At 64.3% G+C, this 23,627-nt stretch carries 19 protein-coding genes and 1 pseudogene; 15 read left to right on the top strand and 5 right to left on the bottom strand.

The window, feature by feature from the left end; genetic code table 11:
• Window positions 1-6: 6 nt before the first annotated feature.
• Genes CXQ81_RS18720 through CXQ81_RS18695 form a run of 6 tightly spaced genes read left to right on the top strand, consistent with a single transcriptional unit; the run spans window position 7 to window position 7,329 of the window.
• Window positions 7-681, top strand: coding sequence for a DUF1028 domain-containing protein (locus tag CXQ81_RS18720; RefSeq protein WP_101338152.1), 675 nt, complete (start codon window positions 7-9; stop codon window positions 679-681).
• Complete coding sequence (gene argE / locus CXQ81_RS18715) at window positions 674-1,837, top strand: acetylornithine deacetylase (RefSeq protein WP_101338151.1); 1,164 nt, start codon at window positions 674-676, stop codon at window positions 1,835-1,837. Before CXQ81_RS18720 ends, argE begins: the two co-directional genes overlap by 8 nt.
• Before the next feature lie 30 nt (window positions 1,838-1,867).
• Window positions 1,868-3,361, top strand: a complete 1,494-nt coding sequence (locus CXQ81_RS18710) for an aldehyde dehydrogenase (RefSeq protein WP_101338150.1) — start codon at window positions 1,868-1,870, stop codon at window positions 3,359-3,361.
• A 58-nt stretch (window positions 3,362-3,419) separates the two neighbouring features.
• On the top strand, window positions 3,420-4,856 hold the full coding sequence (locus CXQ81_RS18705) for an APC family permease (RefSeq protein WP_101338149.1): 1,437 nt from the start codon (window positions 3,420-3,422) through the stop codon (window positions 4,854-4,856).
• The gene (locus tag CXQ81_RS18700; RefSeq protein WP_101338148.1) at window positions 4,853-6,235 is read left to right on the top strand and encodes an aspartate aminotransferase family protein; all 1,383 of its coding nucleotides are present in this window, start codon (window positions 4,853-4,855) and stop codon (window positions 6,233-6,235) included. Before CXQ81_RS18705 ends, CXQ81_RS18700 begins: the two co-directional genes overlap by 4 nt.
• A gap of 53 nt (window positions 6,236-6,288) precedes the next feature.
• Window positions 6,289-7,329 carry an ABC transporter substrate-binding protein gene (locus CXQ81_RS18695; RefSeq protein ID WP_053261416.1) on the top strand — a complete coding sequence of 347 codons (1,041 nt, stop codon included), beginning with the start codon at window positions 6,289-6,291 and terminating at the stop codon, window positions 7,327-7,329.
• 238 nt (window positions 7,330-7,567) lie between these two features.
• On the opposite strand, the gene CXQ81_RS18690 is transcribed toward CXQ81_RS18695, so the two are convergent.
• On the bottom strand, window positions 7,568-8,479 hold the full coding sequence (locus tag CXQ81_RS18690) for a LysR substrate-binding domain-containing protein (protein ID WP_087090699.1): 912 nt from the start codon (window positions 8,477-8,479) through the stop codon (window positions 7,568-7,570).
• A gap of 351 nt (window positions 8,480-8,830) precedes the next feature.
• Here CXQ81_RS18690 and CXQ81_RS18685 point away from each other — a divergent pair, with 351 nt between their 5' ends.
• The 3 genes and pseudogenes from CXQ81_RS18685 to CXQ81_RS31080 all read left to right on the top strand — a co-directional run bounded on the left by CXQ81_RS18685 (window position 8,831) and on the right by CXQ81_RS31080 (window position 10,794).
• Complete coding sequence (locus CXQ81_RS18685) at window positions 8,831-9,466, top strand: lytic polysaccharide monooxygenase auxiliary activity family 9 protein (protein WP_101338147.1); 636 nt, start codon at window positions 8,831-8,833, stop codon at window positions 9,464-9,466.
• Between the two features lie 37 nt (window positions 9,467-9,503).
• Window positions 9,504-10,514: pseudogene (locus CXQ81_RS18680) on the top strand (chitinase); the annotation flags it as partial.
• Window positions 10,515-10,653: 139 nt separating this feature from the next.
• Window positions 10,654-10,794 carry a hypothetical protein gene (locus CXQ81_RS31080; protein ID WP_157832259.1) on the top strand — a complete coding sequence of 47 codons (141 nt, stop codon included), beginning with the start codon at window positions 10,654-10,656 and terminating at the stop codon, window positions 10,792-10,794.
• Between the two features lie 4 nt (window positions 10,795-10,798).
• Here CXQ81_RS31080 and CXQ81_RS18675 read toward each other — a convergent pair whose 3' ends face one another.
• A complete protein-coding gene (locus CXQ81_RS18675) occupies window positions 10,799-11,371 on the bottom strand; it encodes a LuxR C-terminal-related transcriptional regulator (protein ID WP_007924818.1) in 573 nt (190 codons plus the stop codon).
• Between the two features lie 148 nt (window positions 11,372-11,519).
• Between CXQ81_RS18675 and CXQ81_RS18670 the strand changes: the two genes are divergently transcribed.
• From CXQ81_RS18670 to CXQ81_RS18660, 3 genes are read left to right on the top strand one after another with little or no spacing between them, the layout of a single operon-like run.
• Window positions 11,520-12,698, top strand: coding sequence for an acetyl-CoA acetyltransferase (locus CXQ81_RS18670; protein ID WP_101338145.1), 1,179 nt, complete (start codon window positions 11,520-11,522; stop codon window positions 12,696-12,698).
• 2 nt (window positions 12,699-12,700) lie between these two features.
• On the top strand, window positions 12,701-14,242 hold the full coding sequence (locus CXQ81_RS18665; protein ID WP_101338144.1) for a class I adenylate-forming enzyme family protein: 1,542 nt from the start codon (window positions 12,701-12,703) through the stop codon (window positions 14,240-14,242).
• A gap of 43 nt (window positions 14,243-14,285) precedes the next feature.
• On the top strand, window positions 14,286-15,626 hold the full coding sequence (locus tag CXQ81_RS18660; RefSeq protein ID WP_101338143.1) for an MFS transporter: 1,341 nt from the start codon (window positions 14,286-14,288) through the stop codon (window positions 15,624-15,626).
• A gap of 222 nt (window positions 15,627-15,848) precedes the next feature.
• Here CXQ81_RS18660 and CXQ81_RS18655 read toward each other — a convergent pair whose 3' ends face one another.
• Window positions 15,849-16,763, bottom strand: coding sequence for a LysR family transcriptional regulator (locus tag CXQ81_RS18655; protein WP_007924813.1), 915 nt, complete (start codon window positions 16,761-16,763; stop codon window positions 15,849-15,851).
• A 270-nt stretch (window positions 16,764-17,033) separates the two neighbouring features.
• Between CXQ81_RS18655 and CXQ81_RS18650 the strand changes: the two genes are divergently transcribed.
• Complete coding sequence (locus tag CXQ81_RS18650) at window positions 17,034-18,056, top strand: zinc-dependent alcohol dehydrogenase family protein (protein ID WP_009044099.1); 1,023 nt, start codon at window positions 17,034-17,036, stop codon at window positions 18,054-18,056.
• Between the two features lie 227 nt (window positions 18,057-18,283).
• Window positions 18,284-19,927: a phosphoglucomutase (alpha-D-glucose-1,6-bisphosphate-dependent) gene (gene pgm / locus CXQ81_RS18645; protein ID WP_009044098.1), complete on the top strand. Its 1,644-nt coding sequence runs from the start codon at window positions 18,284-18,286 to the stop codon at window positions 19,925-19,927.
• 212 nt (window positions 19,928-20,139) lie between these two features.
• Here pgm and CXQ81_RS18640 read toward each other — a convergent pair whose 3' ends face one another.
• Both CXQ81_RS18640 and CXQ81_RS31075 read right to left on the bottom strand, forming a co-directional pair.
• Window positions 20,140-20,835, bottom strand: coding sequence for a pirin family protein (locus CXQ81_RS18640; protein ID WP_101338142.1), 696 nt, complete (start codon window positions 20,833-20,835; stop codon window positions 20,140-20,142).
• 12 nt (window positions 20,836-20,847) lie between these two features.
• The gene (locus tag CXQ81_RS31075) at window positions 20,848-20,994 is read right to left on the bottom strand and encodes a hypothetical protein (protein WP_157832258.1); all 147 of its coding nucleotides are present in this window, start codon (window positions 20,992-20,994) and stop codon (window positions 20,848-20,850) included.
• A 118-nt stretch (window positions 20,995-21,112) separates the two neighbouring features.
• Between CXQ81_RS31075 and CXQ81_RS18635 the strand changes: the two genes are divergently transcribed.
• The gene (locus CXQ81_RS18635; RefSeq protein WP_101338141.1) at window positions 21,113-23,572 is read left to right on the top strand and encodes a UvrD-helicase domain-containing protein; all 2,460 of its coding nucleotides are present in this window, start codon (window positions 21,113-21,115) and stop codon (window positions 23,570-23,572) included.
• Window positions 23,573-23,627 lie beyond the last annotated feature (55 nt).

Below are 23,627 nucleotides of genomic sequence, written 5' to 3'. Positions count from 1 at the left end.
TGCGCCATGACTTTTTCCATCCTCGGCCGCTGCGCCGAAACCGGCCAGCTGGGCATTGCCATCAGCTCGTCGAGCATCGCCGTCGGCGCCCGTTGCCCCTGGCTGCGCAGCGGCGTGGGCGCGGTGTCGAGCCAGAACATCACCTTGCCGGCCCTCGGCCCGCAGGTGCTCGACGGCCTGGGCGAAGGCCTGGTGCCCGCGCAGGCCCTGGACCAGGCGCTGACCCGCAATGGCTACAGCCAGTACCGCCAGGTGGCGGTGGTGGATGCCCGGGGGCGCACGGCGGTGTTCAGCGGCAATCACGCGCTGGGCATTAACAACGCGGTGGCCGGTGAGCAATGCGTGGCGGCCGGCAACCTGCTGGCCAGCAGCGCGGTGATCGAGCGCATGGTCGAGGCCTTCGAAAGCAGCGAGGGCTGCCTGGCGGCGCGGCTGCTCAGCGCGCTGCAGGCCGGGCAGGACGCCGGGGGCGAGGCGGGCGCGGTGCATTCGGCGGCGCTGTCGGTGGTCGGTGAGCTGGTCTGGCCGATCGTCGACCTGCGGGTGGACTGGGCCGAGGCCAACCCCATCGGCGAGCTGCACAGGCTCTGGAGCGCCTACGAGCCGCAGTTGCAGGATTACCTGACCCGCGCCCTCAATCCGACCCTGGCGCCGAGCTACGGAGTGCCGGGCGATGAGTGAGCTGCGCAGCCGCGCCTTGCTGGCCAGGCTGGTGGGCTTTGCCACGGTCAGCCGCGATTCGAACCTGGCCTTGATCGAGTTCGTGCGCGACTACCTGCACGGCCTGGGCGTGAGCTGCGAGCTGATCTACAACGCCGAACGGACCAAGGCCAACCTGCTGGCCAGCATCGGCCCGGCGGTGGAGGGCGGCATCGTGCTGTCCGGGCACACCGACGTGGTGCCGGTGGACGGCCAGCCCTGGACGCTTGAACCCTTCAGCCTGACCGAGCGCGACGGCAAGCTCTACGGGCGCGGCACCGCCGACATGAAAGGCTACCTGGCCTCGGTGCTGGCCGCGGTGCCGCTGTTTCTCGAAAGCCCGCTGCGCCGGCCGGTGCACCTGGCGTTCTCCTATGACGAGGAGGTCGGCTGCCTCGGCGTGCGCAGCCTGCTGGAAGTGCTGCCACAGCGCATCCCGCAACCGGCGCTGTGCCTGATCGGCGAGCCCACCGAGCTCAAACCGGTGCTCGGCCACAAGGGCAAGCTGGCCATGCGTTGCCATGTGCACGGCGCACCGTGCCACTCGGCCTATGCGCCTTATGGGGTCAACGCCATCGAGCAGGCGGCGCGGCTGATCGGCCGGCTGGGGGAGATCGGCCGGCGCCTGGCGGCCCCCGAGCATCACGACGCCCGCTTCGACCCGGCGTTCTCCACCGTGCAGGTCGGGGTGATCCAGGGCGGCACGGCGCTGAATATCGTCCCGGCCGACTGCCGCTTCGACTTCGAGGTGCGCGCCTTGCCAGCCTTCGAACCCCGGGCGGTGGTGGACGAACTGCAAGGCTATGCCGAACAGGAGCTGTTGCCGGCGATGCAGGCAGTCAAGGCCGACACGGCGATCCGCTTCGAAGCGATCTCGGCTTATCCAGGTTTGGCGACTGCTCCCGAAAGCGCCGCCGCGCAACGGGTGGCGAAGCTGTGCGGGAGCGATGCCTTCGGCACCGTGGCCTTTGGCACCGAAGGCGGATTGTTCGACCAGGCCGGCATCCCGGCGGTGGTCTGCGGCCCCGGCAGCATGGACCAGGGCCACAAGCCGGACGAGTTCGTCAGCGTCGAGCAGATGGCGGCCTGCGACCGGCTGATGGAGCGCCTGGCCGAATACCTCTGCACGCATCGATAACGATTTTTCAATAAGAACAAGGAATCCGCGGTGAAAGATTTCAACGAGTGGACAGCCCTGGCGCAGCGCCAACGTCTGATCGACAGCGCCTTTATCGACGGTGAGGCGTGCCAGGCCGAGAGCGGCGCGCGCTTCAATGTGGTCAACCCGGCCACCGAGAAACGCCTGGCCCAGGTGGCCGCCTGCGGCGCGGTCGAGGTCGACCGGGCGGTGCGCAGCGCCCGCCGTGCGTTCGAGCAGGGCCCCTGGGCCAGGATGGCGCCGGGCGAGCGTAAGGCGATTCTGCTGCGCCTGTCGCAGCTGATGCTGGAGCACCGCGATGAACTGGCCTTGCTCGACTCCCTGAGCATGGGCAAGCCGGTGATGGATGCCTGGAATATCGATGTGCCGGGCGCGGCCCATGTATTTGCCTGGTACGGCGAAAGCCTCGACAAGCTCTATGACCAGGTGGCGCCGAGCGCCAGCAATGTCCTGGCGACCATCACCCGAGTGCCGCTGGGAGTGATCGGCGCGGTGGTGCCGTGGAATTTCCCGTTGGACATGGCCGCCTGGAAGCTGGCCCCGGCCCTGGCCGCTGGCAACAGCGTGGTGCTCAAGCCGGCCGAGCAGTCGCCGTTCTCGGCCCTGCGCCTGGCCGAGCTGGCCATCGAAGCCGGCCTTCCCAGGGGCGTACTCAACGTGGTGCCGGGCCTGGGCGAGGAGGCCGGTCGCGCCCTGGGCCTGCACATGGAGGTGGATGCCCTGGTGTTCACCGGTTCCACCGAGGTCGGCAAGTACTTCATGCAGTACGCCGCGCAATCGAACCTCAAGCAGGTCTGGCTGGAGTGCGGCGGCAAGAGCCCGAACCTGGTGTTCGCCGATTGCCAGGACCTGGACCTGGCGGCCGAGAAAGCCGCGTTCGGCATCTTCTTCAACCAGGGCGAAGTCTGCTCGGCCAACTCGCGCCTGCTGGTGCAGCGCTCGATCGCCGATGGGTTCATCGAGCGCCTGGTGGCCAAGGCGCGCCAGTGGCAGCCGGGCAATCCGCTGGACCCGGCGAGCCGGGCCGGGGCCATTGTCGATGCGCGCCAGGCCCGGCGCATCAAACGGTACATCGAACAGGCCCAGGCCGAGGGCGCGCAGCTGGTGTGCGGCGGTCGGCAACTGAGCTTCGACGGCTCGAGCAACTTTATCGAGCCGACCATCTTCACGGGCGTGACCGCCGATATGACCCTGGCCCGCGAAGAGGTGTTCGGCCCGGTGCTGGCGGTCACGCTGTTCGACGACGAAGACCAGGCGGTGGCCCTGGCCAACCAGCACATCTATGGCCTGGCCGCTTCGCTGTGGACCGACGACCTCAATCGCGCGCATCGAGTGGCGCGGCGGCTGAATGCCGGGACCGTGTCGGTGAACACCGTCGATGCGCTGGATGTCACCGTGCCCTTTGGCGGCGGCAAGCAGTCGGGCTTCGGCCGCGACCTGTCGCTGCATTCGTTCGACAAGTACACCCAGCTGAAAACCACCTGGATTCAACTGCGCGGCTGAGGCCCCCGAAACGCGGCACCGATCTTCAAAAAAATAGAACAACAAGACGGAGCAACCGATGAACAGCAATGCAAGCGTGCAAACCGGCGCCCTGGCGCCGCCCGCGAGTCGCAAGAAACTCGGCCTCACCGCGCTGTTGGCGGTGGCCATCGGCCTGGTGGTCTCACAAGGCGTGATGGTGCTGATGCTGCAAGGCGTCGGCATGGCCGGCCTGGGCTTTATCGTGCCCCTGGGCCTGGCCTACCTGTTGGCCCTGAGCTATGCCTGTTCGTTCTCCGGACTGGCGCTGATGATCCCCCGCGCCGGCAGCCTGAGCACTTACACCGAGGTCGCCATCGGCCAGTTCCCGGCGATCCTGGCGACCTTTTCCGGCTACATAGTGGTGGCGATGTTCGCCTTGTCGGCCGAGCTGTTGCTGATGGAGTTCATCATCGACAAGGTCTACCCGCACTCCATGCCGCCGCTGACCGTGGCCCTGGGGGTACTGGCGCTGTTCACCGTGCTCAACCTGTTCAACATCGACATCTTCGCCCGCCTGCAGACGGTGCTGGCGGTGGTGATGACCGTGGTCCTGCTGGTGATGGGCCTGAGCGCGATGAACAGCGACATTGTCGTGCCCAACCCGACGCTGTTCGACAGCGCCCACTGGAACCCCCTGGGCCTGGGGGTGATCGCCCTGACGGCCATGGCGGTCTGGGGCTTCGTCGGCGCCGAGTTCGTCTGCCCGCTGGTGGAAGAAACCCGGCGTCCGGAGCGCAATATCCCGGGCTCGATGATGCTCGGCCTGACCATCATCTTCGTGATCATCAGCCTGTATGGCCTGGGCGCCTTGCTCACCGTGCCCCAGGCGGAACTGACCAGCAACGGCCTGCCGCATTACCTGTTCGCCACCACGGTGTTCGGCGAGGCGGGCAAGGTGTTCCTGGTGACCGCCGCGATCACCGCCACCTGCAGCACCCTCAACAGTTCGCTGGCAGCGATCCCGCGCATGCTGTTCGGCATGGCTCGCAATGGCCAGGCCTTTGGCGTGTTCAAGCGCCAGGGCAAGCGCACCGGCGCGCCCTGGGTGGCGGTGCTGTTCATCGCCGCGGTCACTGGCCTGCCGTTGCTGCTGATGCACGACCATGCCGATGCGATCAACCAGCTGTTGCTCTCGGCGGCCCTGGCCTGGCTGCTGGCCTACATCATCACCCACGTCAATGTCATCGCCCTGCGCCGGCGCTACCCGCAGGTGGCGCGGCCGTTCCGCACGCCGTTCTACCCCTTGCCGCAGGTGTTCGGCATCGCCGGCATGCTGTTTGCGATCTGGAACGTGTCGCCCAGCCCGGAGATGACCTTTTCGATTTTTGCCTATGCGGGTCTCGTGCTGCTGATCGTCTCGATCATCGCCGTGCTGTGGATCAAGGGCGTGATGGGCAAGCCACTATTCAAGCCGGAGCCGCTGGCCAGCGTGCTCGGCACTCTCGATAAAAAACCGCAAGGAGACTCGCAATGACCGTTCAGATCAAACCCGTGCGCAGCACCGGCGACTACCAGGCCGCGGATGCCGCGCACCACATTCATGCGTTCCTCGATCAGAAGGCGCTGAACGCCGAAGGGCCGCGGGTGATCGTGCGCGGTGAGGGCCTGGCGCTCTGGGACAACGACGGCAAGCGCTACCTGGACGGCATGTCGGGCCTGTGGTGCACCAACCTCGGCTACGGTCGCAAGGACCTGGCCGCGGCCGCCAGTCAGCAGCTCGAGCAACTGCCGTACTACAACATGTTCTTCCACACCACCCACCCGGCGGTGGTCGAGCTGTCGGAGCTGCTGTTCAGCCTGCTGCCCGCGCACTACAGCCACGCGATCTACACCAACTCCGGCTCCGAGGCCAACGAGGTGCTGATCCGCACCGTGCGCCGCTACTGGCAGATCCTCGGCAAGCCGCAGAAGAAGATCATGATCGGCCGCTGGAACGGCTACCACGGCTCGACCCTCGGCGCCACGGCGCTGGGCGGGATGAAGTTCATGCACGACATGGGCGGGGTGATCCCGGACGTGGCGCACATCGACGAGCCGTACTGGTTCGCCCACGAAGGCGACCTGACCCCGGCCGAGTTCGGCCTGCGCGCTGCGCGGCAACTGGAGGAGAAGATCCTCGAACTGGGCGCCGAGAATGTCGCGGCCTTCGTCGCCGAGCCGTTTCAGGGCGCCGGCGGCATGATCTTCCCGCCAGAAAGCTACTGGCCGGAAATCCAGCGCATTTGCCGCCAGTACGACGTGCTGCTGTGCGCCGACGAAGTGATCGGCGGTTTCGGTCGGACCGGCGAGTGGTTCGCCCACCAGCATTTCGGCTTCGAGCCCGACACCCTGTCGATCGCCAAGGGCCTGACCAGCGGCTACATCCCCATGGGCGGTCTGATCCTCTCCAGGCGCATGGCTGAGGTACTGGTGGAGCAGGGCGGGGTGTTCGCCCACGGTCTGACCTATTCCGGCCATCCGGTGGCGGCGGCGGTGGCCATCGCCAACCTCAAGGCCCTGCGCGACGAAGGCATCGTCAGCCGGGTCAAGCACGAGACCGGGCCGTATCTGCAGCGCTGCCTGCGCGAGGTGTTCGACAACCATCCGTTGATTGGCGAAGTGCAGGGTGCAGGTCTGGTCGCCGCCTTGCAGTTCGCCGAAGACAAGGCCAGCCGCAAGCGCTTCGCCAACGAAAACGACATGGCCTGGCGTTGCCGCACCATCGGCTTCGAAGAGGGCCTGATCATCCGCTCGACCCTGGGCCGGATGATCATGGCCCCGGCCCTGGTGGCCAGCCACGCCGACATTGATGAACTGGTCGACAAGACCCGTACCGCCGTAGACAGGACCGCCCGCGAATACGGTCACCTGTAAGCCCAAAGCGGCCGGCGCGCGCGGGCGCGTCGGCCTATTCGAGGAACCGCTACATGTCCAGATCCTTGCGTTGCTGTGTTCCCTTTGCCCTGGCCCTGTTGTGCACCGCGGTTGCGGCCGCACCGCAGAGCCTAACCGTCATCTCCTTTGGCGGTGCCACCAAGCAGGCCCAGGACAAGGCCTACTTCCAACCTTTCACCGCCAGCGGCGCAGGACGCGTGGTCGCCGGCGAATACAACGGTGAGCTGTCGAAAATCAAGGCCATGGTCGATGTCGGCCATACCAGCTGGGACGTGGTCGAAGTCGAAAGCCCGGAGCTGCTGCGTGGCTGTGACGAAGGCCTGTTCGAACGCCTCGACCCGGCGCGCTTCGGCGACGCGGCGCAGTTCGTCCCGGGGACCCTGAGCGAATGCGGGGTGGCCACCTATGTCTGGTCGATGGTCATGGCCTACGACCAGGACAAGCTGGCCAAGGCGCCGACCTCCTGGGCGGACTTCTGGAACGTCGCCGACTTCCCCGGCAAGCGCGGCTTGCGCAAGGGCGCCAAGTACACCCTGGAAATCGCCTTGCTCGCCGACGGGGTCAAGCCGGACCAGCTGTACCAGGTGCTGGGCACTCCCGAGGGCGTGACCCGGGCGTTCGCCAAGCTCGACCAGATCAAGGGCAATATCCAGTGGTGGGAGGCGGGCGCGCAGCCGCCGCAATGGCTGATCGCCGGGGACGTGGTGATGAGCGCGGCCTACAACGGGCGGATCGCCTCGGCGCAGAAGGAAGGCATGAAACTGAGCATCGTCTGGCCGCAAAGCCTGTACGACCCGGAGTACTGGGCGGTGGTCAAGGGCACGCCTAACAAGGCGCTGGCCGAAGACTTCATCGCCTTCGCCAGCCAGCCGCAGACCCAGAAGGTGTTCTCCGAGGAGATCCCCTACGGGCCGGTGCACCGTGACGCGCTGGCGCTGCTGCCGGCGGCGGTGCAACGGCAGCTGCCCACCGCCGAGGCCAACCTGGCCGGGGCGCGGGCGGTGGACGCGGAGTTCTGGGTGGACCATGGCGAGGAGCTGGAACAGCGCTTCAACGCCTGGGCGGCGCGCTGAGGTCAATGGCCGCCAGCTTCGTAAAGGAGGGCACCCGCTCTTTGTAGGAGCCAGCTTGCTGGCGATAGAGGCAACGCGGTGTGCCTGATGCGACGCTTCGCGAGCAAGCTGCGCTCCTACAGATGCAGATTGGGTATTGGCCGCGAGCCCGGGGCTGGCCCATAACCTGTTCAACCCTGGATAGGCGTGTTGCATTGGCCGCATCGCCGGCAAGCCGGCTTCGGTTATACCTGGGGTGCTATTTCAACCACGCAGCGAACTGTTCCTTGCAGTAATCGACGAACAACTGCGCAGGCTTGGTCAGCTGCGCCCGTTTCAGCCAGCCGGCCACCAGCGCCGAGCCGGTGACATCCTCGGCAATCTCCACACAGACCACTTCCTGGCCGTCATAGGTGCTGTTGCCATGAGGCCTGGTCACCAGCAAGGCAAAGCCGAACCCCTGGCCGACCATGCCGCGCACCATCTCGATCGACGGCGAGCCGAAGACGATATTCGGCGTCAGTTGCAACTCCTCGAAGATGCTCACGAAGTAGGTGCGGCTGGGCTGCACATCCAGCAGGATCATCGGCTCCAGGACCAGGTCGCGCAGCGACACCTGGGACTGCCCGGCAAAGCGGTGCCCGGCCGGCACCAGGGCATACGGCCGTTGCGGCGCCATCAGCGCCTCGGTTTCGATGGTGCTGTCCAGGTCGTGCTCGTAGAAGATCGCCAGGTCGAAGCGCCCGCCGGTCAACCCCTGCACCAGCTCCTGCTGCTCGCCGTCCTGCAGGCGGATCTCCACCCCCGGAAAACGCTGGCGAAAGCCGGCGATCAGCCGTGGCAGGTAGAGCGGGGCGACCGTCTCGAAACAACCGATATCGATCTGCCCGCACACCACATCGTTGTCGGCCAGGGCGTTCTGCTCGAACTCGTGGGCCATGCGCAGCAGTTCCTGGGCCTTGCGGTAGAAACGCGCGCCACCCGGGGTCAGGGACACGCCCTGGGCGTGATGACGGATCAGCAACTGCACGCCGAAGCTGTCTTCCAGGCCCTTGACCGCGGTGGAGATCGACGGCTGGGCGATATACAGCTTGCGCGACGCCTCGGCGACGCTGCCACATTCGACGGTGGTGACGAAATACTTCAATTGACGCAAGGAATAGGACGCCACAGTGCACCTCTGGCCGATGGTTTTGCTCCACGATACCCGCTCCGCGGGCCGGCGCTGCAGCGGATTTTGCTCGGCAGTGGGGATATTTTCGCTGGGTAGGCGCGCAGTGCCGCAAAGGCTTGCAGGTAGAGGTACAGCTTCCAGGTGCCGCCTGGACATGTAGGACTTTTACTTCAAGTAGGGTAGGAGAAATCTAGGTGTACTGGTTATATATCCAGTATTCTCAGGCGATTCCTCTGCCAGTGTGATGCGGAACGAAAAATGGGTGCGTGGACAGAAAATCCAGCTCGGTTAATTTGAAGACCTCTCCTTTGGAAAGGGAGAGTTTCTTAAATCAATGGAGCAATAAACATGAACAAACCACAAACCCAATCACCGCTTCGCCACGGTCGCGTCACCTCCCCAGCCTCCCGCGGCGCAGTCGCCATCGACCTGGGCCTGTTGGGCGGTTGGCAGGTCAATGAGATGGAAGGCGGCAAGAACTTCCCGGCCCTGGCCGCGGGTCCGTTCCCTGCACCGTTCAACACGGACAACCCAAGCGACGTGCCGCCGGCCGATGGCTTCATCCTCAGCGGTGGCAAGACCGATGCCCGGGACTGCGTCAACTTCACCGATGAGGAGATGAGCAAGAAGCTCGGCCGCGCCTTCACCTGGCCGACGCTCAACGTCAACCCCGGTCAGATCTTCAAGGTGACCTGGCAGTACACCGCACCGCATACCACCCGTGGTTATCGCTGGCTGATCACCAAGGACGGCTGGGATCCGAAACAGCGCATCACCCGCGCCCAACTGGATGCTCAACCTTTCGCCGAGGACTTCTATCCGCAGGTGCCTTACTACAGCCATGCCGGCGAACTGAAGGCCAAGGTCGATCACGAAGTGAAGCTGCCAGCCAATAAAAAGGGCCGTCACGTGATTGTCCTGATGTGGATCGTGGCCAATACCGGCAACGCCTTCTATCAGGCCTTCGACGTCGACTTCAAATAAGTCTGCGGATCGTCCAAACGTTCTGAAGGATTAGAACATGTCAAAGATTGACTTTACCCAACTGAAAACGACGCAGGATGATGCCGCGTCGCGGATGCCGAGCCTGGATGGCAAGAAAATCCTCATGGGCTACTGGCACAACTGGCCGGCCGGCCCCTCGGACGGCTACCAGCGCGGGCAGTTTGCCAATATGAACCTGGAGGATGTGCCCCGGGACTACAACGTGGTGGCCGTGGCGTTCATGAAAGGCAGCGGTATTCCGACGTTCAAGCCGTACAACCTGTCCGATGCCGAGTTTCGTCGCCAGGTGGGCGTGCTGAACAGCCAGGGCAGGGCGGTGCTGATGTCCCTGGGGGGCGCCGACGCTCATATCGCGTTGAACCCGGGCCACGAACAGCCCCTGGCCAATGAAATCATCCGCCTGGTGGAAACCTACGGCTTTGACGGACTGGACATCGATCTTGAACAGAGTGCGATTGACTCTGCCAGCAACAAGATCGTCCTGCCGGCCGCGTTGAAGCTGGTCAAGGATCACTATGCTGCCGAGGGCAAGCATTTCATCATCAGCATGGCGCCGGAGTTCCCCTACCTGACCGCTGCCGGTCGATACGTCGACTACCTCAAGGCGCTGGAAGGCTACTACGACTTCATCGCGCCGCAGTTCTACAACCAGGGCGGCGATGGCCTCTGGGTTCAGGAGGCCAACAACGGCAAGGGGGCCTGGATCGCCCAGAACAACGACGCCATGAAAGAGGACTTCCTCTATTACCTGACCGAAAGCCTGGTGAGTGGTACTCGCGGTTTCACCAGGATTGCCGCTGACAAATTCGTCATTGGCCTGCCCGCCAACGTCGATGCCGCGGCCACCGGATACGTGGTCAACCCGGCGGCCGTTGCCAATGCGTTCAAACGCCTCCATGCCAAAGGGCTGTCGATCAAGGGCCTGATGACCTGGTCGGTCAACTGGGACAATGGGTTCAACAAGGACCACGTGCCCTACAACCAGGAGTTCAGCCGGCGCTACGGGCCGTTGATCAACGGTGGCAAGCTGTCCTCCTCGACGCAGGAGGAGCCCCACCCGCAGAGCGCCCACTAGCATTCGGTCAAGGAGACCTCCGGCAGACGTGCCGGATGCTCGACAGTCAAGCCTGTTGACTTGATCGCTGAGGGCAAGCAATGAAAATCCGATGTCGCAAGGCATCGGATTTTTTTTGGCTTTCAAGATGGGGGCCACCCACCAGGTCCTGGCAGAGGACGGCAGCGTGGAGGGCCCGACTATCGGGCCATTGCAACTGCTGCGCATCAGTGCCGGCGACATGCTTGCCTAGGCGCTCAACTGATGAAGATGATCTTCGACACCAGTTCTGCGCTGTTCTTGGCCTGAAGCTTCTTCATCAGCCGGGCGCGGTGGACTTCCACGGTGCGGTGGGAAATGCCCAGCTTGCGCGCCACTTCCTTGCAGGTCAGGCCATTGACGATATGCAGCGAGATTTCCCGTTCGCGCGGGGTCAACTGGATCATCGGCGCCGGTTGGCGGTCCAGGCGCTCGAAATGCCAGACCATCAGCTTGAACGGGTCCTCGGCCGTCAGGGAAAAACCGTGGGCGCGGGCCCAGAACACCTCGCCGTTGCGATGCTGCATGAAGCGTTCATCGGAGTAGAAGGTGCCGGGTCCGTTGCGCAGCCAGTGCTCGCTGCGTTCGCCGATGCTCTGGTAGTCGGCCTGGGAGGGGTACAACAGCAGGGTCAGGTGGCCTTGCAAGTGTTCGCGCTCGTAGCCGAACAGGCGTACGAAGGCCTGGTTGCAGTCGAGCATCCGGCGATGTCCGGTGATCATCTGCGGTGCGGGGGAAACCTGGAAGGCCAGGCGCTCGAGGTCCTGGAATTGCTGGGCGTGTAGGGTCATCAGGCATCCTGCCTCGGGTTTATCGGCGCGCCCCTTTTTTGGGGGGGCGGGGGACTACTTACTGCCGTACGTAGTTCCCCCAACTAGCGTGTGATTCGGGTGTTGAATCATTGTATGGAATACCCGCTTCAAGGAAGAAGAAAATCACATGGTTCATGATTCCGTATCCATCGTCGCTGCCGCCCATAGTCCTTTCGGTCGTCTGGACGGCCTGAACCTCGAGGACCTGATCGTCCAGGTTACCCGCGAGGCCCTGGCAGACGCTGAGATCGAGGCTGCACAAATCGACGCGCTGTTTCTCGGGCACTTCAACGCCGGCCTGGTGGCGGACGGTTTTCCCGCCTCGCTGATGCTCCAGGCCGATCCGCAACTGCGCTTCAAGCCCGCCACTCGCTGCGAGAACGCCTGCGCCTCCGGTTCGGCGGCGATCCAGGCCGGGATCAACGCGATCCGCAGCGGCGCCGCCGAACTGGTACTGGTGGTCGGCGCGGAGAAAATGACCGGCAACAGTACCGTCGAAGTCACCCGGGCCCTGGCCGGCGCCGGCTACCAGAACGCCCTCCAGGAGGCCGGCATGAGTTTCGCCCAGCTTTTTGGCCGGGTGGCGCAGCAGTACGCCGACCGTTACCACAACCCGTTGTCCTCAATGGCCATGATCGCGGTGAAAAACCATGCCAATGCCATGGCCAACCCCCTGGCGCAGATGCACCGCGTGATGGATTTTGAACATTGCAACAACGTTTCCCAGGGCAACCCGTTGATCGCACCGCCACTGCGCCTGACCGACTGCTCGTTGATCAGTGACGGTGCGGCGGCGATCATCCTGGCCTCGCCCCAGCGCGCCCGTTCGATGCGACGTCAGGTGGCGATTCGTGCCATGACCCAGGTGAACGACTTCCTGCCCTTGTCGAGCCGTGACATGCTGGCCTTCGAGGGGCCGCGACGGGCCATCCACGGGGCCCTGCGCCAGGCCGGCGTGACCCTCGGCGACCTGAGTTTCGCTGAGGTACACGACTGCTTCACCATCGCTGAATTGCTGATCTACGAAGCCATGGGCCTGGCGCCCAGGGGCGAGGGGCACCGGGCCCTCGACGACGGCACCGTGCGCCAGGGCGGACGCCTGCCGGTGAACCTGTCCGGCGGGCTCAAGGCCAAGGGGCATCCGGTGGGGGCCACCGGGGTATCGATGCATGCCCTGGGCTTTGCCCAACTGATCGGCAAACCCATCGGCCTGGGTGTGCCCGGTGCCGAGTTCGGCTTGCTGTTCAACATGGGCGGCATGGCGGTGGCCAACTACGCCAGCGTCCTGCAAGCGGTCAAGGTCTGAGGATGAACATCGCCCATTGGCTGCACGATGCGGCCCAGCGCTGGCCGCGGCGGGGAGCTCTGTTCGAGGGCCGCCGCCAGGTCGCCGACTACCAGGCGTTTGCCGAGCAGGCCAGGGCACGCGCCCTGCAACTGCGCCATGAGTACGGCATCGAGCCTGGCGACCGAGTGGCGCTGCTGCTGAAGAACAGCTGCGGTTATCTCGAACTGTTGTACGCCATCTGGTGGAGCGGGGCGGTGGCGGTTCCGATCAACAGCAAGCTGCATGCACTGGAAGCCGCCTGGATTGCCGGCAATGCCGGGGCCCGGCTGATCTACACCGATGAGGGCCAGAGCTTCGACACCGCGACCCTGCCGGCCGGCTGCCGCGAACTGGCCGCGCCCGGGCTGGCCGTGCAAGGCCGGGTGCCGGGCGATGAACTGGTGGAGCCGCACCTGCGGGAGGACAACGACCTGGCCTGGCTGTTCTACACCTCCGGGACCACTGGGCGCCCCAAGGGGGTGATGTTGTCCCATGGCAACCTGATCGCCATGTCCTTGTGCTATCCGCTGGACGTGGATCCGGTGGCCGCTGATGACGCCGTGGTCTATGCCGCGCCGATGTCTCACGGCGCCGGCCTCTACAACTTCATCCATGTGCGCTGTGGCGCGCGGCATGTGGTGCCGACGTCCCAGGGGTTCCAGGCGGCGGAATTGTTCGAGCTGGCGCAGGCGCTGGGCCAGGTCAGCCTGTTTGCCGCGCCGACCATGCTCAAGCGCATGGTGCAGCAGGCCCGGCAGCAGGGCTATTGCGGCGAAGGGATCAAGACCATCGTCTACGGCGGCGGCCCGATGTACCTGGCGGATCTCACCCAGGCCCTGGACACCTTCGGCCCGCGGCTGGTGCAGATCTACGGCCAGGGCGAATGCCCAATGACCATCAGCGCCCTGTCCCGGGAGACCATTGCCGACCGCGGGCATGCTGACTGGCCGACCATTGCTGCCTCGGTAGGGCGTGCCCACGCCTGCGTTGAGGTGCGCGTGGTGGATACTGCGGGCCAACCCCTGGCTGCCGGAGAGATGGGGGTAATCGCCGTACGCGGGGCTGTGGTGATGCAGGGGTACTGGGACAATCCGCAAGCCACCCGGGAGGCCCTGGTGGACGGCTGGCTGCTCACCGGTGACATCGGTTTCCTGAATGAGCGGGGTTACCTGACCCTGACCGATCGCAGCAAGGATGTGATCATCTCCGGCGGCAGCAACATTTACCCGCGGGAAGTCGAGGAAGTGCTGATCCAGCACCCCGAGGTATTCGAAGTGTGTGTGGTGGGGGAGGCCGACCCGCAGTGGGGCGAGTCGGTGGTGGCCTTCGTGGTCCTGCGTTCGCCCGGCAACCTCGACGCGCAGGCGCTCAACCATTGGTTCCTGGCGCGCATGGCCTCGTTCAAAAAGCCGAAGAAGTACCTGTTTTGCGCCGAGCTGCCCAAAAATAGCTATGGCAAGATTCTCAAGACCCGCTTGCGCCAGTGGTTGCAGGACCCCACCGGGCCCTTGAGCAACCTCTGAAGCGCGGCATTTCATGGATAGCACTACGACAGGAGTCCCCACGATGGGCGTGCCACCTTCCAACCCCCAGCGCCAGCGGCGCCGGGCCTTCATCGGCGCCACTTCCGGCCACTTGATCGAGTGGTACGACTATGGCGTCTACGGTTTCCTGGCCTTGTACATCGGCAAGGCCTTCTTCGTCTCTGACGACCCCACCAGCAGCCTTCTGGCAAGCTTCGCGGCCTTTGCCCTGAGCTTCTTCATCCGGCCCCTGGGCGGCCTGTTCTTCGGCCCCCTGGCCGACAAGATCGGCCGGCGCAAGACCCTGATCACGGTACTGGTGATGATGGCCGGCTCCACCTGCCTGCTGGGCCTGTTGCCGACCTACGCCAGCATTGGCATCGCCGCGCCGGTGATCCTGGTGCTGGTCCGCTGTGTGCAGGGTTTCTCTGCCGGTGGCGAGATCGGCACCATCACCAGCTTCATTTCCGAATACGCCAGCCCAGGGCGCCGGGGATTCGCCACCTGCTGGCTGATGGTCACCGCTGTGCTCGGCCTGCTCCTGGGCGGCGCCGTGGCCAACGGCATGACTTGGGCCCTGGGCGCCGAACTGATGCAGGACTGGGGCTGGCGGATCCCGTTCCTGATCGCAGGTCCCCTGGGCTTCATCTCGCTGTATATCCGCCTGAAGCTGGAGGACAGCCCGGAATTCCTCGCCCTGGTGCAGGCCGGGCAGACCTCCAAGGCGCCGCTGCGGGAGGTCTGGCAGTGGAAGCGCTCGATCGCCCTGGTGTTCTTCATCATTACCCTGCACAGCTCGATCTTCTACCTGGTGCTGACCTTCGCCTCGACCTACATGTCCAACACCCTCAAGTTCGACAGCGGCACCACCTTGCTCTATGTATTCGTCGCCAGCCTCTCGGCGGCGGTGGTCATGCCGTTCGGCGGCGCTTTCACCGATCGCTACGGACGCAAGCCGTTCCTGATGGTGATCGGTACTCTGGCGACCCTGGCCATGTACTGGTTCTTCAAGGCCGCGCCCAACGCGACCCCGGCCACCTTGTTCTGGCCGCTGATGGCCGTAGCGATCCTGTTCGGGCTCTATGCGTCCTCGACCTACGCCCTGATGAGCGAGCTGCTGCCGACCCGTATCCGCTCCACCGGCATCGCCGTGGCCTACAACATCCCGGTGGCGGTGTTCGGCGGCAGCGCGCCGCTGATTTCCACCTGGCTGATCAAGCTCACTGGCGACATCACCGCGCCCTGGTACTTCTACGTGGCGACCGGGATCGCGTCGCTGCTGGCCCTGGTAGTGCTGCGCAAGGAGGACTTCGTCGCCTGTACCCACGACGTCCGGCACCAGGGGCATGGGGCAGCGCAACTCCTGGTCAATCCGCAAGCTTAAGCCCACCTGTCAGCGCCGGCCCCGGCCGACTGGCGTCACCCGGCCGCGTATCGCGGCCTGGCGGCCAGGACGTCGGTATGGGTCAGTGGTGGGCAATGGCGTCGGGCGGGTCGAGCGCATAGCTGCAACGCTCGGTGTCAGCCCAGAAACAGAAAAGTCCCGCGAGCGGCCAGTCAGGACTGGCCCTTTTGCCTATGGCAGACGATCCGGTTTGTGTAGGGATCAAAGGCTATCGGGGTCGCCGAAGAACATCTGAATCCGCGAGCGCAGCCAGCGTTCGCCCGGGTCGTTGTCCTGGGAGCCGCGCCAGGCCATGTGCAGTTCGAAGGTGCGCACCGGCAGGGGCGGGTCTTCGGCGCGCACGCCGCCGGCGGCGGTCAGGGCTTCGGCGGTGTAGTCCGGCACGGTGGCGACGATGTCGGTGCCGGTGAGCAGGGTGCTCAGGCCGTTGAACTGCGGGACCGCGAGCACCACGTGGCGCTTGCGCCCGAGTTTTTCCAGTTCTTCATCGATAAAACCACTGAGGTCGCCGGCGAACGACACCAGGGCGTGGGGGCGGGCGCAGAAGTCATCGAGGCTCAGGGCGCCGGGCATGCTGTCGGCCCGCAGCAGCTTGGGCAGGCTGCGGCGCAGCACCTTGCGCTTGGCGTTGGCCGGCAGGTCCTGGGTGTAGCTGACGCCGATGGAGATCTCGCCGGAGGCCAGCAGGGCCGGCATCAGCAGGTAGTTGGCGCGGCGCACCACCAGCACGATCCCCGGCGCTTCGGCGCGCAGGCGCTTGAGCAGCATCGGCAGCAGGGCGAACTCGACGTCGTCGGACAGGCCGATGCGGAACACCGCGGTGCTGGTCGCCGGGTCGAACTCGGCGGCGCGGCTGACCGCGGTGGAGATCGAGTCGAGGGCGGGCGAGAGCAGGGCGAAGATTTCCACCGCCCGGGCCGACGGCTCCATGCTGCGCCCGGTGCGCACGAACAGCGGATCGTCGAACAGGCTGCGCAGGCGCGACAGCGCCGCACTGATGGCCGGCTGGCCGAGGAAGAGTTTCTCCGCCGCCCGGGTCACGCTGCGTTCATGCATTAATGTTTCGAACACGATCAACAGGTTCAGGTCGACACGACGCAGGTCATTACGATTCATCTTGAGTCCTGGCAGAGTCAGCAAACTTGACGAGAGCGGCCATATGAGAACAATGGCCGGCATGAATCTTACGGGGAAAGGCTGCTACTCTGCACCGGCTAATTGTTTTTTCCTGTAAGGAACCCTTCGCTCCGGCACGCTGTTTCCCCGTTGTTGCAGGTGCTGCGGAATCAATGACAGGCATGTCGACTATTAATAGTCACTGATGGTCTTGGCCGGAAAGCCCAGATAGAGTTCAGGGCATTAGAGGTTACTTTGACGAGGTTTGCGATGTCCCGCACGATCCGTTTTCACAAGTTTGGTCCGGCCGAGGTGCTCAAGTGCGAAGAGCATGCGGCCGCTCTGCCTGCGCCAGGCGAAGTGCAGGTGCGTGTCGAAGCGATCGGCATCAGTTGGTACGACGTCCTTTGGCGCCAGAATCTGGCGTCTTCCCATGCCCGCCTGCCTTCCGGCCTTGGCCATGAGATGGCCGGCGTGGTGACTGCGGTCGGCGAAGGTGTCGACGACCTGGCCATTGGCGACAAGGTTGCCAGCTTCCCGGCCGAAAGCCCGAACGATTATCCGGTCTATGGCGAGCTGATTGTCCTGCCACGCTCGGCGTTGACCCGCTATCCCGATGTGCTCAGCCCGGTGGAAGCCGCGGTGCATTACACGCCGCTGCTGGTGGCCTACTTTGCCTATGTCGACCTGGCGCGGGTCAAGCCCGGGCAGTTCGCCCTGGTCACCGATGCCAGCCACTGCGCCGGTCCGTCCTTTGTCCAGCTGGGCAAGGCGCTCGGAGTGCGGGTGATTGCCGCGACCAAGACCGCTGAAGAGCGTGAGTACCTGCTGTCCCTGGGGGCCGAGAAAGTCATCGTCACCGAAGAGCAGGACCTGCTCATGCAGATCAACAAATACACCGACAACCGTGGTGTCGACGTGGTGTTCGATGGCCTGGGCGGTCCGCAGATGTCGATGCTTGGCGACGTCCTGGCGCCGCGCGGCAGCCTGGTGCTGTATGGCCTGCAAGGCGGCAACCAGACGCCGTTCCCGGCCTGCGCGGCATTCCAGAAGAACATCCAGTTCTTCGTGCACTGCATCGGCAACTTCACCGGCAAGCCCGAGCTGGGCATCATCCAGGACCAGGTGGCCTTGCAGCGCGCCTTGCGCGACATCAACCAGCTGACGGCGGACCGTGTGCTGCTGCCGCTGAAGACCCGGATCTTCCCGTTCAACGAGTTCGTCGAAGCCCACCGCTACATGGACGAGTGTCCTTGCCGCGAACGGGTCGCACTGCAGGTCGAACCGGCCTGATCCTGACGCCAGGGTTCGCCATCGCGCACTCTGGCGTTTCTGTCCTCGCAGTCACTCCCTTCCTTATTCCCGTCTCGATCCTGAGCAGCCTCTGTGCAGCAGCCGAGCATGGCCTAGCTGCACCTGCCGATTGTGCAAGCCTCCACGGATAGATCCCGTCGCGTTGCGGTCAAACTGCCAGTAAACTGCGCAGCACTCACCGAACCATCCATTTCCCGAGGTTTTGCATGACACTCAGTCCTTTTGCGGGCAAACCGGCACCGACAGAATTGCTGGTCGATCTTCCGCGACTGGTAACGGCCTACTACACCGGCCAGCCCGATGCCGCCATCTCTACCCAGCGGGTCGCCTTCGGCACCTCGGGGCATCGTGGCAGCTCGTTCGACCTGAGTTTCAATGAATGGCATGTCCTCGCCATCAGCCAGGCGATCTGCCTGTATCGCCAGGCCCAGGGTATCGATGGCCCGCTGTTTGTCGGCATCGATACCCACGCCTTGTCCACCCCGGCCGGCGCGAGCGCCCTGGAAGTGCTGGCCGCCAACGGCGTGACCGTGATGATTGCCGCGGGTGACGAGTACACCCCGACGCCGGCGGTGTCCCATGCGATTCTCTGCTACAACCGCGGCCGCACCAGCGGCCTGGCCGACGGCATCGTGATCACCCCGTCGCACAACCCGCCACAAAGCGGTGGCTACAAGTACAACCCCACCAACGGCGGCCCGGCCGATACCCACATCACCAAGTGGATCGAAGCCAAGGCCAACGAGCTGCTGGCCAACAAACTGGCCGGAGTGAAGCGCATCAGCTACGAGCAGGCGCTGAAGGCCGACACCACCCATCGTCACGACTACGTCAACAGCTATGTCGCCGACCTGATCAACGTCATCGACCTGGACGCTATCCGCAACGCCAAGCTGCGCCTGGGCGTCGATCCGCTGGGCGGAGCAGGGGTGCGCTACTGGTCGGCGATTGCCGAGCACTATCGTCTGGATCTGGAAGTGGTCAACAAGGAAGTCGATGCCACCTTCCGTTTCATGTCCGTCGACTGGGATGGCCAGATCCGCATGGACCCGTCGTCCAGCTATGCGATGCAAGGCCTGATCGGCCTGAAGAATCGTTTCGACGTGGCCTTCGGCTGCGACCCGGACCACGACCGTCACGGTATCGTGACCCCGACTGGCGGCCTGCTGGCGCCGAACAATTACCTGGCGGTGGCCATCGACTACCTGTTCCAGAACCGCCCGCACTGGCGCGCCGACGCGGCCGTGGGCAAGACCGTGGTCAGCAGTGGCCTGATCGACCGTGTGGCGGCGCGCCTGGGTCGTCGCCTGTACGAAGTGCCGGTGGGCTTCAAGTGGTTCGCCGACGGCCTGTTCGACGGCTCCCTGGGCTTTGGCGGTGAAGAGAGCGCCGGCGCATCGTTCCTGCGCAAGGACGGTGGCGTCTGGAGCACCGACAAGGACGGCCTGATCCCGGCCTTGCTGGCCGCGGAAATGACCGCCCGCACCGGCCGCGACCCGAGCCAGGCCTACCGTGCCTTGTGCGACGAGCTGGGCGAGCCGTTCTCGGTGCGCGTCGATGCCAAGGCCAACCCGCAGCAGAAGGCGCTGCTCGGCAAGCTGTCGCCGGAGCAGGTGACCTCGACCCAGCTGGCCGGCGAAAGCATCCAGAAGATCCTCAGCCACGCGCCGGGCAACGACCAGGCGATCGGCGGCCTCAAGGTCATGACCGAGAACGGCTGGTTCGCCGCGCGTCCATCGGGCACCGAAGACATCTACAAGATCTACGCCGAGAGTTTTATCGGCGACGATCACCTGAAGCAATTGGTGCAGGAAGCGCAGACCCTGGTGGACGGCGCGATCAGCGGCTGATCCAGCGGCGTTTCGCGGCAGACGAAAAAGGGGCGACCAGAAGGTCGCCCCTTTTTATTGCGGCTGTGTCTTGTAGGAGCGAGGCTTGCCCGCGATGGCTGCCGTTTGAGCGACAGCTAGCTTCAGTTGGAACGGAATCAGCTTCGGGGCTGCTTTGCAGCCCATCACGAGCAAGCTTCGCTCCTACAGAGATGGAGCATTGCTTCGCTGTCTCAGGCCAGGTCCACCAGGACGATTTCGCTGTCCTCGAGGGCGGTGACCCGCAGCAGGCGTTCATCCTCCACCGCGACACCGTCTCGAGCTTCGGCGCGCAAGCCATTGACTTCAATCACCCCGGTCGCCGGCACCAGGTAGGCCCGACGGCCCTGGTCCAGCGGGTACTCGGCGGACTCGCCGGCCTTCAGGTTGGCGGCTACCAGGCGCGCGTCGGCACGAATCCGCAGGCTCTGGTCATCGCCTTGCTTGCCGCTGGCCAGGGTCACGAAGCCTTCGCGCTGGCCTTTGGGGAACGGCTTGGCGCCCCAGGACGGCGCGGAGCCGGCCTGGTTGGGGATGATCCAGATCTGGAAGATCCTGGTTTCGCCGGCTTCCAGGTTGTATTCGCTGTGGGCAATCCCGGTACCGGCGCTCATCACCTGCACGTCGCCAGCCTCGGTGCGGCCCTGGTTGCCCAGGTTGTCCTGGTGGGTGATAGCACCTTCACGGACGTAGGTGATGATTTCCATGTCCCGGTGCGGGTGCTGCGGAAAACCGCTGCCGGGGGCGATCACGTCGTCGTTCCACACGCGCAGGTTGCCCCAGTTCATGCGTTTGGGGTCGTAGTACTCAGCGAACGAAAAGTGATGGTGGGCATCCAACCAGCCATGATGGGCGCCGCCCAGGGATTTGAAGGGTCTGAGTTCAAGCATGATCGTCTCCTGTCAGGGTTCGTCATGGGGCGCCTTGGTGGAGCCGCAGAACGAGACCGGTGATTGATGGCGCTCATCATCCATCAGCAAAGCATCGATAAAAAGCGCAAAAATCACCGTTATCAGATCTAATAAATAGATATATTTTGTAGTATTCATTCTGCTTCCAAACATTCAGTTCGGGGCTTAAGTGGATGACCTGTAAGCATTTCACTAGAAGTCATCGACGAATGAAGCGACCATACCGTCCCACACAGCCTCACACCCTGGAGTCAGCGTGCCGCAACACACCCCCGATCTTCCTCCCGAACTCTTGCCCCTGGCCGAAATGCCGCTGCTCAAGCGCTTGGCGGCCAGGTTCTTCGGTCATGGCCTCAGTCGCTTGCGCGCCCAGCATCGCGCGTCCTGGTTGCATGGCCAGGCGGACGGCTTTCGCAGCGGGCATACCGCCGGGGTGGAATACGGTTACCAGGAGGGCAAGGCCGAGGGACTGGAGCAGGGCCGTCAGGTCCTGCTGATTCGCGACAGCCGCTCCACCGAGCATCTGGCGCCCGGGGTAGACGATTATCTGTTCGACGACTGGCGCCTGCCGCTGAGCGCCGAACTGAAGAAGCGCATCAAGGCCGATGTTGGCCGCCTGCTGCCGGCCCATGCCCAACCCAGCAGCGCGCAATGGAAGATGATCTTCAGCGAAACCCCGTCCACCTCGGTGATTGCCGGCGCTGGCGCGGGCAAGTCGACTTCCCTGGTCCTGCGCATCCTGCTGCTCAATCATTACCTGGGCTTCGAGCTCGACTCGATGACCGTGGTGACCTTCACCCGCGAGTCGCGCAAGGACTTCATCAACAAGCTGCTGGAAGTGTTCGCGCTCTGGGGCCGGCCCCTGGGCCTCAAGGAGGCACGGGAACTGGTGCGCACCTTCCACTCGCGCATCCTGCCGATGGTCCGCAGCCTGCCGGGTTTCGAGCGCCTGCAGGCGTTCGAAAACCTCAGCGATCGCCCGGTGGCGGGGGATCTGGAGGTCGACAGCAACCCCTTCGACCTGCGGATCAACGACGCCCAGCGCAAGCACCTGAATGCCTGTTACCACGCCCTGCACCGGCGTGACGGGCGTTTTCGCGAGGCGATCAAGCCGTTGCTGCGCCATGCCCTGCAACTCAAGGAGCTGGAGCGCGATCACCCGGACGTGCAAAAACGCATGGCCGTGACCGAACTGGCGGCCAAGCGCGACGAAGAACTGTGCGACACCCTGGAAGACCTGTGGTTTCGTGCCGGCGCCTGGCCGATCAAGGGCATCGAGCCGAACCGGCAGACGGTCGAGATCAACGGCTCGCAGTTCCATTGCCATGGCTACGTCGCCGAGCTGGATGCCTGGGTGGTGCTGGGGTTCGACCCTCGGGAAAATCCGCAGTTGAGTCGCCCCGGATCGAAGCTTTCGGTGCGCGCGGAGTGGGCGGTAAAACGCACCCTGTTTCAAGCTTTCTGTCGTAAGCCAATGATTTGGCTGGATAGTTATGATTCGGCAAAGCGCGTCCTGTCTTCCCTGGCCGGGGATGCCAGTGCCGGGCCGGGCTTCGACTACAAGGTCAAGGGTGAGCTGGCTTCGGCGCCGCTGCTGGACTGTTTTGTCGCCGCGGCCGGGTTTATCGAGAACCTCGGGCTGGACGTCTCGGTGGCCGTGGGCCAGATGGTGTTTGCCCGGGACGACCCGGACCGCTTTTTCTTCGAGGCACTGAGCCTGTTCTGGCGGGCGCTGGATGATCATCTGCTCGACCAGTCGCCGCCGATCATGAGCTACAACCGCATGTTCGCGCTGTTCGGCGAGAACACCCCGGAGAACTTCAAGCTGCTCGGCGATGAGCACTTGCGGCCGATGTCGCACCTGATGATCGACGAATTCCAGGACGTCTCGCCGCAGATCGTCTCCTGGATTCGCGCCAGTCTGCGCGAAATCCGCAGTCGCGGGCCGGCCATGCATGTCGGCCGCGGGGCACAGCGCTCGTCGTTGCTCTGCGTAGGGGACGACTGGCAGTCGATCTACGGCTGGCGTGGCAGTTCGCCGAAATTCTTCATGGAGTTCAACAAGGAATTCCCGTCGCCGGCCACCACCCGAGTGATGCTCAGCGAGAACTATCGCAGCCATCAGCACATCATCGACGCCGCGGAACATATCGTCCGCGCGGCGCCGGCGATTGCCGGGAAGAAGGCCAAGGCCAGCGGCGAACCCAAGGAAGTGTTGCCGGTGAATGTGCTGGACCGCGACGACCAGGGGCTTGCAGCACGGCTGGCGGAGCACTATCGCAATGGCGATTCAATTTTGATGCTATTTCGAAAAAGTAGCGATAAGTCATTGATTGAAGAGCATATTTTACCAATAGTTAATGTTGATTCTAGATTGCCAGCCGAGGACCGACGCCTCAAGCAACTGACCTATCACAGCTCCAAGGGCTTGCAGGCGGATGCGGTGTTCCTGCTGGGCGATTGCCAGCACCTGACCAGTTCGCCCTACAAGAACCAGGTCTATCGCATGGCCGGGCTGGGCAAGGATGGCGACAGCGAGCCCTACGACAATGCGCAGAAGGACGAGACCTTGCGCCTGGCCTATGTCGGAATCACCCGGGCGGTGAAACATTGCTACTGGTATGTGGACCGCCCGGACACCCAGGCGGCCAATGCACCCAAGGCGTCGGACCGGATTCCCCAGGGCAAGCCGTTCTTCGCCGACCTGCGGGCCTGAAAAAGCCCGCTCGATGGCGGGCTTGAAAACAGTCTGGAGTGGCCTAGGGCCAGGA

The sequence above is a fragment of the Pseudomonas sp. 09C 129 genome (genome assembly GCF_002843625.1).
Taxonomy (GTDB): Bacteria; Pseudomonadota; Gammaproteobacteria; order Pseudomonadales; family Pseudomonadaceae; genus Aquipseudomonas; species Aquipseudomonas chlororaphis.
Note: the sequence above shows the minus strand (reverse complement) of the source record. Positions and strands in the feature narration are given on the sequence as shown.

Bases quoted from the DNA above. Each gene is read 5' to 3' on its own strand.
- CXQ81_RS31080 (WP_157832259.1), top strand. From the start codon at position 10,654: ATGTCGCAAGGCATCGGATTTTTTTTGGCTTTCAAGATGGGGGCCACC.
- CXQ81_RS18675 (WP_007924818.1), bottom strand. From the start codon at position 11,371: ATGACCCTACACGCCCAGCAATTCCAGGACCTCGAGCGCCTGGCCTTC.
- CXQ81_RS18685 (WP_101338147.1), top strand. From the start codon at position 8,831: ATGAACAAACCACAAACCCAATCACCGCTTCGCCACGGTCGCGTCACC.
- CXQ81_RS18660 (WP_101338143.1), top strand. From the start codon at position 14,286: ATGGGCGTGCCACCTTCCAACCCCCAGCGCCAGCGGCGCCGGGCCTTC.
- CXQ81_RS18720 (WP_101338152.1), top strand. From the start codon at position 7: ATGACTTTTTCCATCCTCGGCCGCTGCGCCGAAACCGGCCAGCTGGGC.
- CXQ81_RS18665 (WP_101338144.1), top strand. From the start codon at position 12,701: ATGAACATCGCCCATTGGCTGCACGATGCGGCCCAGCGCTGGCCGCGG.
- CXQ81_RS18700 (WP_101338148.1), top strand. From the start codon at position 4,853: ATGACCGTTCAGATCAAACCCGTGCGCAGCACCGGCGACTACCAGGCC.
- CXQ81_RS18655 (WP_007924813.1), bottom strand. From the start codon at position 16,763: ATGAATCGTAATGACCTGCGTCGTGTCGACCTGAACCTGTTGATCGTG.
- CXQ81_RS18650 (WP_009044099.1), top strand. From the start codon at position 17,034: ATGTCCCGCACGATCCGTTTTCACAAGTTTGGTCCGGCCGAGGTGCTC.
- CXQ81_RS31075 (WP_157832258.1), bottom strand. From the start codon at position 20,994: ATGAATACTACAAAATATATCTATTTATTAGATCTGATAACGGTGATT.
- pgm (WP_009044098.1), top strand. From the start codon at position 18,284: ATGACACTCAGTCCTTTTGCGGGCAAACCGGCACCGACAGAATTGCTG.
- CXQ81_RS18705 (WP_101338149.1), top strand. From the start codon at position 3,420: ATGAACAGCAATGCAAGCGTGCAAACCGGCGCCCTGGCGCCGCCCGCG.
- CXQ81_RS18670 (WP_101338145.1), top strand. From the start codon at position 11,520: ATGGTTCATGATTCCGTATCCATCGTCGCTGCCGCCCATAGTCCTTTC.
- CXQ81_RS18640 (WP_101338142.1), bottom strand. From the start codon at position 20,835: ATGCTTGAACTCAGACCCTTCAAATCCCTGGGCGGCGCCCATCATGGC.
- argE (WP_101338151.1), top strand. From the start codon at position 674: ATGAGTGAGCTGCGCAGCCGCGCCTTGCTGGCCAGGCTGGTGGGCTTT.
- CXQ81_RS18695 (WP_053261416.1), top strand. From the start codon at position 6,289: ATGTCCAGATCCTTGCGTTGCTGTGTTCCCTTTGCCCTGGCCCTGTTG.